Below are 13,010 nucleotides of genomic sequence, written 5' to 3'. Positions count from 1 at the left end.
TAACGATAAAATATGAGTAACTTTGGCATGGAACAACAACAAACCAATAAGCTTAAACGAGGTTTAACCGCCCGGCATATTCGTTTTATGGCGCTGGGCTCGGCGATCGGAACTGGGTTATTTTATGGTTCTGCTAGTGCAATCAAGATGGCGGGTCCGAGTGTGTTACTGGCCTACCTGATTGGTGGTATTTTCGCCTTTATTATCATGCGCGCGTTGGGGGAAATGTCGGTTCATAACCCACAGGCGGGCTCTTTTTCTCGCTACGCTCAGGATTACTTAGGGCCAATGGCGGGCTATATTACCGGCTGGACTTACTGTTTTGAGATACTGATAGTGGCCATTGCGGACGTTACTGCATTTGGGCTGTATATGAGTTTCTGGTTCCCGAATGTCCCACTGTGGGTCTGGGCATTGAGCGTGGTATTAATTATCGGCGCCATTAACCTGGTTCATGTGAAGGTATTCGGTGAGTTCGAATTCTGGCTATCATTTATCAAAGTCGCCACCATTATCATTATGATTCTGGCAGGTATCGGTATTATCGTCTGGGGATTCGGCAATCAAGGGGAACCCACCGGGATTCACAATCTGTGGGCCAATGGTGGCTTCTTCGCTAACGGTTTTATCGGTATGGTCTTGTCGCTGCAAATGGTGATGTTTGCCTACGGTGGTATTGAAATTATTGGTATCACCGCAGGAGAAGCTGAGGATCCGAAGAAATCGATTCCAAAAGCCATCAACTCAGTACCTTTCCGCATTTTGATTTTCTATGTGGGAACGCTGTTTGTCATTATGTCCATTTATCCATGGAATCAGGTTGGTACTCACGGTAGCCCGTTTGTTTTGACGTTTGAGAATCTTGGCATTAAGGCGGCAGCAGGCATTCTGAACTTTGTAGTAATCACGGCGTCACTGTCTGCAATTAATAGCGACGTGTTCGGCGTGGGCCGCATGCTGTTTGGTCTGGCAGAGCAGGGGCAAGCGCCTAAAATGTTTACCACGGTTTCTAAGCGTGGAGTGCCTTGGGTCACGGTGTTGTTTATGATGGTGGGACTGCTGTTTGCCGCCTATCTGAACTACATTATTCCTGAAGACGTCTTTGTGATTATTGCTTCACTGGCGACTTTTGCGACGGTGTGGGTGTGGATCATGATTCTGCTTTCACAGATTGGTTTCCGCCGTAAGATTACCGCAGAACAAGCCAGTAAACTGGATTTCCCGCTGCGCGGTGGTTCAATAACTTCGGTGATTGCGCTGATTTTCCTGGTGGGAATTATTGGCCTGATCGGCTATTTCCCAACTACTCGAGTATCGCTGTACGTTGGTTTTGCCTGGATAGCGCTGTTAGTTGGTGTCTACTATTTGAAAGGCATGGGATCGACGAAGAACACCAATTAATCGCCGATAGTTGGAATTGATTTAAGGCAGCCTCGAGTAATATCGAGGCTGCTTTTTTATTGGTATTAGTTAACTACGAGCACTTGAATTCAGCTGACGACAGAGAGAAGCCAGCACGCCCCACATGGATGTGGGGCGAGGCACAGCGGCGCCGGGAGCGGCTCTGTGCCGGTGCGTTAAGGCTGAGCGAAAGAGGAAGGAAGTCGCCTAAGCGACCGGAATTCCCGTGCGGAAGCGTGGGAGTGCAGAGGGGATTCGCTAATCTCCTCTGCTCGGCCGTTGCACCTTAGTTGAGGTAGTCGCTGGACTATTACGGACGAAATGTACACTCATCCTAAATAGAATCAACTTAAGGTCAAGAACGATTAGTGTATTTCTAATGCCAAAAAAAAGAGCCGCATAGCGGCTCTTAATCAGAACAGTTAACTAATTACAGTTTAGCTGCGTTCTGAGACAGGTACTTAGCAACACCTTCTGGTGAATCTTTCATACCTTCTTTACCTTTTTCCCACTGAGCTGGGCATACTTCACCGTGCTCTTCGTGGAATTGCAGTGCGTCAACCATACGCAGCATTTCGTCGATGTTACGGCCTAATGGCAGGTCGTTAACCACTTGATGACGAACAACGCCGTTTTTGTCGATCAGGAATGAACCACGTAATGCTACGCCAGCTTCCGGATGTTCGATACCGTATGCTTGTTGGATTTCACGCTTAACGTCAGCAACCATTGCGTATTTCACTTCACCGATGCCACCGTTGTCGATCGGAGTCTTACGCCATGCGTTGTGTACGAATTCTGAGTCAAAAGAAACGCCTACAACTTCAACACCGCGTTTTTTGAATTCTTCATAACGGTGGTCAAAAGCGATCAGTTCAGAAGGACATACGAAAGTGAAGTCCATTGGCCAGAAGAACAGAACAGCTGGTTTGCCGTTCAGGTGATTTTTCAGGTTGAAATCGTTAACGATTTCGCCGTTACCAAGAACAGCCGCAGCGGTAAAATCAGGGGCTTGGCGAGTAACCAGAACCATAATAACTCTCCTGTCAATTAGGTTAATAAAGAAATGAACGTAGAATTTGTACGTTAGTATAGGCAGTCAGGTACCGTTCTTAAAGGATATAAGGCCAATTGTTGAGATAGCTTCTGCCTATGAATGAATCTGTTACGTGTTACAGCCAGTAACATAACTATATTACTATACGCCTGTAAAGCGGTTATACGATTATTTACTTTAGGTTGATTATTTAGTTTGCTGATTTAATTATAAATTTTTCGATTTTGCTTGCTGCATCATCAAGGGGTAAAACTGCATAAATGTCTCTTCCAATTGAGCATAATTCAGCTCAATATCCTGAATGCAATAGGATAACGCGGCCAGTTTGGGGCGTCGGATCGCCATGTTATGCAAGGTATTAGCGATGAATGGCAGTTCAGCGTAGCGTTCTAACCAGCGATCTTTCCATATATATTGATTGATATGCTGAAAGCTGGGTGGCGTTGAAGGCAATTGCGGTAAAATGTTGTCGCGAGCCTGATGAATAAAATCGGTCAGTGGTATTTGAGATTCAACCTGTTCCCAATGCAGGGATAAAAAGTGATCCCAAAGTACATCAAGGGCAATCGGAGCGACTCGGTAATGCGCCTGACTAAACAGGCGACGTGCTTGCCTGACGGCTTCCAAACTATCGGTAAGCTTATCAACTCGACGATGTAGCCTAATGCCGCTGGCAATGTCCGCCGGGTAATCAGCATCAGGGTTGCCTCTGACAAAATCTGCCATGACGTTTCCCAGCAGAGAACTCTCGGCCAGAGACGCTAAATGAAGGTGAGCAAGAAAATTCATGGCATGAGTATAGTGTAGTTTGTTAGATGTAGTCAGTTTTTAATTATAGAGGTAACGCTGATTGATATTCCTGATAATGTTAATTAATTTTGTATTGAATTAATCAATGAGGGGGATTTCTGAGATGATTTTTTATTGTCTGTTAGAGAGTATCAACTCGACGCTTAATCATCATTGCCCCTTTAGGATCGCGCTGTACTAAAAAGGTATCAGGGTATTTTTCAAATAATTTAACATACTTGCCTTTTTGGGATGGATATCCGGCAGCTATCCAGTACTTTGCTAATTGACTTATAGAAATCCAATCTTTTATTTCGCTAGGCCATATGCCCAAAATACGCATTTCTTCGGTGGAAAGCTTTTTACTCATAACAAATTGATTGCAAGCATGTTTAAAGGCTGGGGTAACTTTGTTTTCACTGATACCAATAACATAAGCGCCCATTTCTTTTAATCGAATGACTAATCTTACGAAATCACTATCGTTTGTGACGAGTACGAATGTATTAAATTGCCCTGAATACATCAAATCCATAGCGTCTATCACTAACGCAATATCAGAAGAGTTTTTGCCGGAAACATAGGAGGGCTGGTAAACAGGATGAATTCCATAATGCACAATGGTTTCTTGCCATTTATTTAGATTATGTTTTGCCCAATCGGCATAAGCCCTTATCAAATGAGGTTTTTTATTTTTTTCGAGGGACTTTATGACGTCTGGCATAACAGCACAGCTAACATTTTCAACATCAATAAGTACTGCTATTTTATTTTGGTTTCCCACGCGGCTTATCCAGAAGATAATCAGGGGACTAATGGTATATGAAAATATGAAAAGTACTTGAAAGATATCTTAATAATTCTTATTTCTTATCTACTGTGTATCTGGTTGGTTGTTAAAATTCTTTTTTAAAGCATAACGTAAGACATATTATATTCAGGTTGTTGGAGCATTATGGTTGTTTGGTGGGCCGATAACCTTCTTTCTTCTACTTTTATTACCTTATTGGTTGCAGCATAATCAGAGTGGCTCTAGACTAGACCGCTTATTTTTTGAGATTTGAAAACCCATGCGCGTTACTGATTTTTCATTTGAACTCCCGGAATCGTTGATTGCCCGCTATCCTCAGGCCGAGCGTAGTGCCTGTCGTTTGCTTTCACTGGATGGCCCCAGTGGTTCATTAGCTGACGATGTCTTTACTGATGTGCTGAATAAGCTGGAAGCGGGTGATTTACTGGTGTTTAACAATACCCGGGTTATCCCAGCTCGCTTATTTGGTAAGAAAGCCAGCGGTGGCAAGATTGAAGTGCTGGTGGAGCGGGTGTTGGATGATAAGCGGGTTCTGGCACACGTTCGTGCTTCCAAGGCACCGAAGCCGGGGGCAGAACTGCTGTTGGGTGATGATGAATCTATACCGGTGACCATGGTGGCGCGTCATGATGCACTGTTTGAACTGCGTTTTGACGATGGGCGTGATGTGTTGTCGATTCTCAATACCGCAGGCCATATGCCACTGCCTCCTTATATTGATCGACCTGATGAAGCGTCCGATCGGGAACTTTATCAGACCGTGTATAGCGAGCGTCCGGGGGCTGTCGCGGCGCCAACGGCGGGGCTACACTTTGACCAACCGTTATTAGAAGCACTGCGCGCGAAAGGCATAGAAATGGCCTTTGTGACTCTGCACGTTGGGGCGGGAACATTCCAACCGGTGCGGGTGGATGATATCCAGCAGCACGTAATGCACTCTGAATATGCCGAAGTGCCTCAGGATGTGGTTGATGCTGTACTGGCCTGTAAATCCCGCGGTGGTAAAGTGGTTGCTGTAGGAACAACCTCAGTCAGATCGTTGGAGAGTGCAGCGCAGGCGACTAAAAATGGTCTGATAGCGCCATTTTTTGGCGATACCAATATCTTTATTTATCCCGGTTATCGGTTCCAAATTATTGATACATTGATTACCAATTTTCACCTGCCTGAATCTACGCTGATCATGCTGGTGTCGGCGTTTGCCGGCTACACCAATACCATGAAAGCGTATCAGCAGGCGGTCGAGAAACAATACCGCTTCTTTAGCTATGGCGACGCGATGTACATCACGCGGAACCCGCAAGCGGTTAATGAAATCCCAGGTGGGAACTAATTATTAATTAAAAACGAGCTCCAGACTGTTTATCTGGTGGCGGAGGTTTACGTGAAGTTTGAATTACAAACCAAAGATGGACGCGCAAGACGCGGTCGATTGATTTTTGAGCGTGGCGTGGTAGAAACACCGGCATTTATGCCTGTGGGAACCTACGGTACGGTGAAAGGAATGACGCCGGAAGAAGTTAAAGACACTGGTGCACAAATCATTTTAGGCAACACTTTTCACCTGTGGCTGCGTCCGGGGCAAGAAATCATGCGCCAGCATGGCGATCTGCATGACTTTATGAACTGGCACGGTCCGATTCTGACGGACTCCGGTGGCTTCCAGGTATTTAGTCTGGGGGATATTCGTAAAATCACCGAAGAAGGGGTGAACTTCCGTAACCCAATTAATGGTGATGCCATTTTCCTCAGTCCTGAAAAATCAATGGAAATTCAATACGATCTCGGTTCTGATATCGTGATGATCTTTGATGAATGTACGCCATATCCGGCAGATTGGGACTATGCTAAGCGTTCAATGGAAATGTCATTACGTTGGGCGAAGCGTAGCCGCGATCGTTTTGATGAATTGAATAATAACAATGCGTTGTTCGGTATTATTCAAGGCAGTGTATACCCAGATTTACGTGATATTTCAGTAAAAGGGCTGGTAGAGATTGGATTTGACGGTTACGCTGTGGGCGGTTTGGCCGTAGGTGAACCAAAAGAGGATATGCATCGCATTTTAGAGCATGTATGCCCTCAGATTCCGGAAGATAAACCTCGTTACTTAATGGGGGTAGGTAAACCGGAAGATTTGGTGGAAGGCGTGCGTCGTGGTATCGATATGTTCGATTGTGTGATGCCAACGCGTAATGCGCGTAATGGACATTTGTTTGTTACGGATGGAGTGGTTAAAATCCGTAATGCTAAATATAAGGATGATACAGCAGCGCTGGATGAACACTGTGACTGTTATACTTGTCGCAACTATAGTCGAGCCTACTTGCATCATCTGGATCGCTGTAATGAAATATTAGGTGCGCGATTAAATACTATCCATAACCTAAGATATTATCAGCGTTTAATGGCCGGTTTACGAGAAGCCATTGAGCAGGGTACATTAGAGCAGTTTGTTTCTGATTTTTATGGTCGGATAGGTAAAACTATTCCACCTTTAGCTAATTAATTTACATAACCAACCAATGAGGAATCTCGTTAATGAGTCTTTTTATTTCTGACGCAGTGGCAGCAGCAGGCGCACCGGCTCAAGGTAGCCCATACTCTTTAGTTATCATGCTGGTAGTATTTGGTCTGATTTTCTATTTTATGATTCTGCGCCCACAGCAAAAGCGTGCAAAAGATCATAAAAATCTGATGAGCTCAATTGCTAAGGGTGATGAAGTATTAACCAGTGGTGGCTTAGTTGGTCGTGTAACTAAAGTATCTGAAACAGGTTATATCGTTATCGCTCTGAACGAGAATAATGAAGTAACTATCAAGCGTGACTTTGTTGCTGCAGTTCTGCCTAAGGGCACAATGAAAGCGCTTTAATTAAGCGCTATGTTTTTTGCTTTTCCCGAAGGGAAACTATTGTGTTAAACCGTTATCCTTTATGGAAGTACCTGATGCTGGTCTTTGTGATCGGCATTGGTTTGCTTTACGCACTTCCCAACCTATATGGTGAGGATCCGGCAATTCAGATTACTGGCGTGCGCGGTGGCGCCGCCAGTAATGCTACGCTGGGTCAGGTTGAAGATGCTCTAAAACAACAGAATATTGAAATTAAGTCGGCCGCATTAGAAGAGAATGGCTCTTTGATGGTTCGATTTGATAGTACTGACGTTCAGCTTCGCGCCAGAGAAGTTCTGGCCGAGTCTTTGGGAGACAAGTTTGTTATTGCGTTGAACCTTGCCCCAGCGACCCCGGTCTGGTTACAGGCTATTGGTGCTGAGCCAATGAAGCTGGGACTGGACTTGCGTGGTGGTGTGCACTTCTTAATGGAAGTGGATATGGAAACCGCCATGTCGAAGCTGCAAGAACAGACTCAAGATTCCATTGAAAGTGAATTGCATGCTCAGGGCATTCCTTATACTGAAGTGGTTAAAAGCAGCAACTTTGGTGTTGAGGCGCGTTTCCCTGACTCAAATGCCCGCTCAAAAGCCGTTGATTATCTTACCCCTCGTCATCGCGACCTGGTGTTAACCATGGGCGATAACAACAGCTTTACCACTTCGATGACAGCAGAACGTTTAAGCGAAGCCCGTGAATATGCGGTTCAGCAGAACGTGAATATTCTGCGTAACCGGGTGAACCAGTTGGGTGTTGCCGAACCAGTGGTTCAGCGTCAGGGTGCTGACCGTATTGTGGTTGAGCTACCGGGTATTCAGGACACGGCTCGCGCGAAAGAGATTTTGGGCGCTACCGCGACGTTGGAATTCCGTTTAGTGAATACCAGCATCGATGCGGCTTCAGTATTGCGCGGTCGTGACCGCAGCAAAACTGAAGTGAAATATCGTCGTGATGGTTCACCAGTCGCACTGTATAAGAAAGTGGTGCTGACAGGCGATCACATTACCGACTCCACGTCCAGCGCGGATGAATATGGCCGCCCGCAGGTTAATATCTCTCTGGATAGCGCCGGCGGTAATATTATGTCCAACTTCACCAAAGACAGCATCGGTAAAAATATGGCGACGCTGTTTGTGGAGTATAAGGACAGCGGTAAGAAAGATGCTAACGGTAGATCGATTCTTGAAAAACAAGAAGAAGTGATTAACGTGGCAACTATTCAGTCTCGTCTGGGTAACAGTTTCCGCATTACCGGTATTGATAGCCCGGCAGAAGCCCGTCAACTCTCCTTGTTACTGCGTGCTGGTGCTTTGATTGCGCCAATTCAGATTGTGGAAGAGCGTACTATTGGCCCATCAATGGGACAGCAGAACATCACCCAGGGTCTGGAAGCCTGCTTCTGGGGACTGATGGTGTCCGTGATCTTTATGCTGCTGGTTTATCGCTTCTTCGGTCTGATGGCCAGTGCTGCACTGGTGGTTAACGTTATTCTTATCGTGGGTACCATGTCGCTGTTGCCGGGGGCAACGCTGAGCATGCCGGGTATTGCCGGTATTGTACTGACGGTGGGGATGGCGGTTGATGCCAACGTACTGATAAACGAGCGAATAAAAGAAGAGCTGAAGAACGGTCGTAGCGTTCAACAGGCGATTCATGAAGGGTATAAAGGCGCATTCAGCAGTATTCTCGATGCTAACCTGACTACACTGATTACCGCCGCGATTCTGTACGCTGTTGGTACCGGTTCGATTAAAGGCTTTGCCATCACGCTGTCTATCGGCGTCTTGACTTCCATGTTCACTGCGATTGTAGGTACCCGCGCCATTGTAAATCTGGTGTACGGTGGCAAGCGCGTTACTAAGCTGTCTATTTAAGGAGTCTGTTGTGGCAGAGGAATATAAAGTAGAGCAGCTTAACCACGGACGCAGAGTCTATGACTTTCTGCGCGTGGGTAATGCGGCTTTTATCATCTCCATGGTCCTGGTGGTTGCCTCATTCGTTATTATGGGAATGAAGGGCTTTAACTGGGGTTTGGACTTCACTGGCGGTACCGTTATTGAAGTAAAACTAAGCCATCCGATCGATCTGGAGAAAGTACGTAACCAGTTAAATCAGGAAGGATTTAAAGATCCTATTGTGCAGAACTTCGGTAGTAGCCGTGATGTGATGATTCGCATGGCGCCTATTGAAGGGATGAACAGTGAAGTTCTGAGCAACAAGGTGCTGGATATTCTCCATAGTAACTCAGATGACGGCGCGGTAGTTAAGCGTATTGAGTTCGTGGGGCCAAGCGTCGGGGCTGAACTGGCTCAGTCGGGTCTGATGGCGATTATCGTCTGTTTGATCTGTATTCTGATCTATGTCGGCTTCCGTTTTGAATGGCGTCTGGCCGCCGGTGCAGTATTTGCGCTGGCGCATGACGTGGTGATAACGCTGGGTATCATTTCATTTTTCCAACGTGAAGTGGATCTGACCATTGTGGCCGCTATGCTGTCGATCATCGGTTACTCGCTCAACGATACCATCGTAGTGTTTGACCGGATGCGTGAGAACTTCCGTAAGATTCGCCGCGGTACGCCTTACGATATTATGAACGTTTCATTGACTCAGACCTTAAGCCGTACTTTGATGACTTCTGGTACCACCTTGTTAGCGGTACTGTGTTTGTTATTCTTCGGTGGCGAAATGCTGAAGGGCTTCTCGGAGTCGTTGGCGATCGGTATCCTGTTAGGAACGGTCTCTTCGATTTGGGTTGCTGCTTATATGGCTCTGAAGATGGGCGTGAAGCGTGAGCATATGATTCCGCAGAAAATAGAAAAAGAGGGTGCCGATCAGCCTTCAATTCTGCCGTAAATAAACATCAAGACTGAATGAGAAAACGCTCATTATTGTTATCTATACTGAGCGTTAAATCTTGTAATGGAAGTATTGTGAATGGCTATTTTTAGGGATAACTATGTCAGTACATTTAATTCAGATTCAAGATTTCATTCAGTCTTATGTTAACGCGATTGCCGTTATCCTTAATGTTGGGGTAACGGTTGTCGATAAAGATCTGGTTCGTATTGGTGGCACTTCCCCTTATTCTGACCAAATAGGTCAAACCATCAACCACGCCTCGTTTTATAAGAAAATCATTTCTACTGGCAACCCCGGCATTATGTGCAAATCGCTGGACGATCAGCTGTGTAGCCAATGTAATTTCTATGATGAATGTCCAGAATTAGCCGATATTGCTTATCCTATTCGTTATGAAGATGAGGTGGTGGGCGTTATTGGGATTATTGCCTTTTCCGAACAAGCCAAACATAAACTGATTGAAAATGACAGTAACTATAAGAATTTTCTCATGCATATGAGTATGTTACTGGAAAGTAAGTTACTGACTTTACGACAAAATCATGAGCTGGAAGAAAAGCTGGATGGCGTGATGTCAATTGCCCGGCAGGAGATCAACAATAGCCATTTTGTTGGGCAGGATAGCAAAATCATCAATATGCTCAATTTGGCTGGGCGGGTGTGCAATTCAGACTCTACCATTTTGATCACTGGTGAAAGCGGTACCGGTAAAGATGTGCTGGCCAAAGTGATCCACGGTATGAGTACCCGAGCAGATAAAATGATGATATCCATTAACTGCGGAGCGATTCCAGAAAGCCTGATTGAGAGCGAACTATTTGGCTATGTTGCCGGTGCGTTTACCGGTGCCAATAAGAAAGGCCAGATTGGTAAATTTGAGTTAGCGAATAACAGCACGCTGTTTCTGGATGAAATTGGCGAAATGTCGCTGTCTGCTCAAACCAAGCTACTCAGGGTTCTTCAGGAGAAAGTGGTTTTTCGCATCGGGAGTGATATTGGCATTCCGGTTAATGTTAGGGTTATCTGCGCCACAAATCAGAACTTATTAACATTGGTGGCAGAAAATAAGTTCAGAATGGATCTCTACTATCGTATTAATGTGCTGCCGTTTGAAATCCCACCACTGCGCGAGAGGCTGCAGGATATCACCGTGTTAAGTCAGGTATTCCTGAATGATTTTAATGATAAGTTGCGGAAAAATATCACGCTGGCTAAACAGGAGGTGATTGATATTTTTACCGGTTATTCATGGCCGGGTAACGTTCGGGAATTAAAGAACATTATTGAGTATCTGGTCAATATTAAAGACGGTGGCGATATTGAGCTGGAAGACTTACCCTCCCATTTTATTTCCAGTCGCTTACTTCAGGAGAGTGAAAACGCTTCGCTCAAATCACTGCTGTTAGCGCAGGAAAAGCAGATTTTGAAAAATTTGTTGGTTTCCGCCCCGACGCTGCCGGATAAAAAAGATCTGGCTGAAAGACTCGGCATTTCTCTCTCTTCCCTTTATCGGAAAATGGGGCAATATGATTTGCAATAAATTATTCTTAAATTTTGGAAATTCATTCTCAAATTTTGGAAATTAATTGCATAAAGAAAGTACACTCTTTACTTATTGTTTTTAAAGCTATTTTTATTTTTATCGGTCATCATCGCTAAGTTGAAAATCGATTTTGTTGATCAAGCTCTCCTTTTTAATTCCAATCCTTTTCTTTTTTATTCCCATTTATAAGAAATCTGACTTCTGATTATTCCCTTTCGCTAAGTCTATAAAATGTGATTGCTATCTCATAACCAGATCTTTTAAAACAGTGAAATTAAATTAAATCAATATGTTATGTTTATTTATAACCTGTTTTGGTTATTTTGGCATGCCCGTTGCATAGCATATAAGAATAGTGCTAATAAAAGTGAGATAACGAGTAATGCTGAATTTAAGGTTGATAAACATTCTTCGAGACGAGATGGTACCTGCATTAGGGTGTACCGAGCCGATTGCTATTGCGTATGCAGCATCGATTGTTTCTAAGACTTTAGGTCATATGCCTGAGCGTTTGCAGGCGGAGTGCAGCGCAAACATTGTTAAAAATGTGAAAAGTGTGATTGTGCCGAATTCAGGGGGAATGAAAGGCATTGATGCCGCAGCGATAGTGGGCGCTTATGCCGGTAATTCGGATAAACGTCTGGAAGTATTATCGGACGTTACCGCAGAACAGGTAGACGTTTGTAAGGACTTATTAGACAAATCTATTTGTGAAGTGACTTTGTTAGACAGCCCGACGGTATTACATATTATTCTCACCGGCCATTATCAGTCTGATGTGGTGAGCGTCGAGATTAAAGACAGTCACACCAATGTGGTGAATATTATCAAAAATGGCCAGGTTATCTTTTCGCAGAATACGGCCGCGATAGGTGATGAGGTTGATGAAGAGCAGGATGATAAGTTTTCAATAGAGGACATTATCCATTTTTCTCGCTACGGTGACTATTCTCCGCTGATTGATATTCTGGATTTAGAGATTCGTTGTAACTCCAGTATTGCTCAGGAAGGGTTGGAAAATGATTATGGTATCAGCGTTGGGCAAACCATCCTGATGACCAATGATAATAATGTTAGAAATCGAGCCAGAGCGCTGGCGGCCTCCGGCTCAGATGCGCGGATGAGCGGTTGTGATATGCCAGTAGTGATTAACTCCGGTAGTGGTAATCAGGGGTTAACGGTCTCGTTACCGGTGATTGAATATGCCAAAGAGTTGAACGCCAGTCAGGAGCAGTTACACCGGGCGTTAATACTGAGTAATCTGGTAGCGATCTATGAGAAAAGTTATATCGGTAAGCTTTCGGCTTATTGTGGCGTAGTGTGTGCCGCCAGCGGTAGTGCCGCGGGTATTACTATGTTAAAAGAGGGAACGGATGAACAGATTCAATATGCGGTAATTAACACATTGGGTACGCTTTCCGGGATGATTTGTGACGGAGCAAAACCTTCTTGCGCCTCCAAAATTGCGACCTGTATCGATACTGCCATTAGTTGTCATGAGATGGCGATGCGTAATCGGGTGCTGAATGATGGAGAAGGGATTATAAAGAGTAATTTGGATTCAACCGTGAAAATGGTTGGGCGCCTTGCCAGCCAAGGTATGAGAAAAACCGATAGTGAAATTTTGAGCATCATGCTTGATAACAGCGGAGTGTAAA

At 44.8% G+C, this 13,010-nt stretch carries 11 protein-coding genes; 8 read left to right on the top strand and 3 right to left on the bottom strand.

Translation table 11 applies throughout. From position 1 onward, the window contains the following. Positions 1 to 27 precede the first annotated feature (27 nt). Positions 28 to 1,401: a proline-specific permease ProY gene (gene proY / locus EL341_RS11760; protein ID WP_074822832.1), complete on the top strand. Its 1,374-nt coding sequence runs from the start codon at positions 28 to 30 to the stop codon at positions 1,399 to 1,401. Between the two features lie 430 nt (positions 1,402 to 1,831). Here proY and EL341_RS11755 read toward each other — a convergent pair whose 3' ends face one another. The 3 genes from EL341_RS11755 to EL341_RS11745 form a co-directional block, all read right to left on the bottom strand. Continuing rightward, positions 1,832 to 2,434 carry a peroxiredoxin C gene (locus EL341_RS11755; RefSeq protein ID WP_047781526.1) on the bottom strand — a complete coding sequence of 201 codons (603 nt, stop codon included), beginning with the start codon at positions 2,432 to 2,434 and terminating at the stop codon, positions 1,832 to 1,834. Positions 2,435 to 2,665: 231 nt separating this feature from the next. Further along, positions 2,666 to 3,247, bottom strand: a complete 582-nt coding sequence (locus EL341_RS11750; protein ID WP_047782703.1) for an acyl carrier protein phosphodiesterase — start codon at positions 3,245 to 3,247, stop codon at positions 2,666 to 2,668. A gap of 142 nt (positions 3,248 to 3,389) precedes the next feature. Next, positions 3,390 to 4,031, bottom strand: coding sequence for an NYN domain-containing protein (locus EL341_RS11745; protein WP_074822576.1), 642 nt, complete (start codon positions 4,029 to 4,031; stop codon positions 3,390 to 3,392). Between the two features lie 286 nt (positions 4,032 to 4,317). On the opposite strand from EL341_RS11745, the gene queA reads away from it, so the two are divergent. The 7 genes from queA (at position 4,318) to EL341_RS11710 (ending at position 13,009) form a co-directional block, all read left to right on the top strand. Further along, the gene (gene queA, locus EL341_RS11740; protein ID WP_074822578.1) at positions 4,318 to 5,391 is read left to right on the top strand and encodes a tRNA preQ1(34) S-adenosylmethionine ribosyltransferase-isomerase QueA; all 1,074 of its coding nucleotides are present in this window, start codon (positions 4,318 to 4,320) and stop codon (positions 5,389 to 5,391) included. A 51-nt stretch (positions 5,392 to 5,442) separates the two neighbouring features. Beyond that, on the top strand, positions 5,443 to 6,567 hold the full coding sequence (gene tgt, locus EL341_RS11735) for a tRNA guanosine(34) transglycosylase Tgt (RefSeq protein ID WP_047781524.1): 1,125 nt from the start codon (positions 5,443 to 5,445) through the stop codon (positions 6,565 to 6,567). 32 nt (positions 6,568 to 6,599) lie between these two features. After that, the gene (gene yajC / locus EL341_RS11730; protein WP_047781523.1) at positions 6,600 to 6,932 is read left to right on the top strand and encodes a preprotein translocase subunit YajC; all 333 of its coding nucleotides are present in this window, start codon (positions 6,600 to 6,602) and stop codon (positions 6,930 to 6,932) included. A 41-nt stretch (positions 6,933 to 6,973) separates the two neighbouring features. After that, positions 6,974 to 8,824, top strand: a complete 1,851-nt coding sequence (secD, locus tag EL341_RS11725) for a protein translocase subunit SecD (RefSeq protein WP_074822582.1) — start codon at positions 6,974 to 6,976, stop codon at positions 8,822 to 8,824. A gap of 10 nt (positions 8,825 to 8,834) precedes the next feature. Continuing rightward, positions 8,835 to 9,803 (top strand): protein translocase subunit SecF, encoded by a 969-nt coding sequence (gene secF / locus EL341_RS11720; protein WP_047781521.1) that lies wholly within the window; start codon positions 8,835 to 8,837, stop codon positions 9,801 to 9,803. A 103-nt stretch (positions 9,804 to 9,906) separates the two neighbouring features. Then, positions 9,907 to 11,349: a sigma-54 interaction domain-containing protein gene (locus EL341_RS11715; RefSeq protein WP_074822585.1), complete on the top strand. Its 1,443-nt coding sequence runs from the start codon at positions 9,907 to 9,909 to the stop codon at positions 11,347 to 11,349. A 385-nt stretch (positions 11,350 to 11,734) separates the two neighbouring features. Then, complete coding sequence (locus EL341_RS11710; RefSeq protein ID WP_053007627.1) at positions 11,735 to 13,009, top strand: L-cysteine desulfidase family protein; 1,275 nt, start codon at positions 11,735 to 11,737, stop codon at positions 13,007 to 13,009. The last annotated feature ends 1 nt before the right edge of the window (position 13,010 follow it).

The organism is Pragia fontium, assembly GCF_900638655.1.
In the GTDB taxonomy this organism is placed as follows: Bacteria; Pseudomonadota; Gammaproteobacteria; order Enterobacterales; family Enterobacteriaceae; genus Pragia; species Pragia fontium.
The sequence above is the reverse complement of the archived record's forward strand: the minus strand, read 5'-3'. Positions and strand labels throughout refer to the sequence as shown.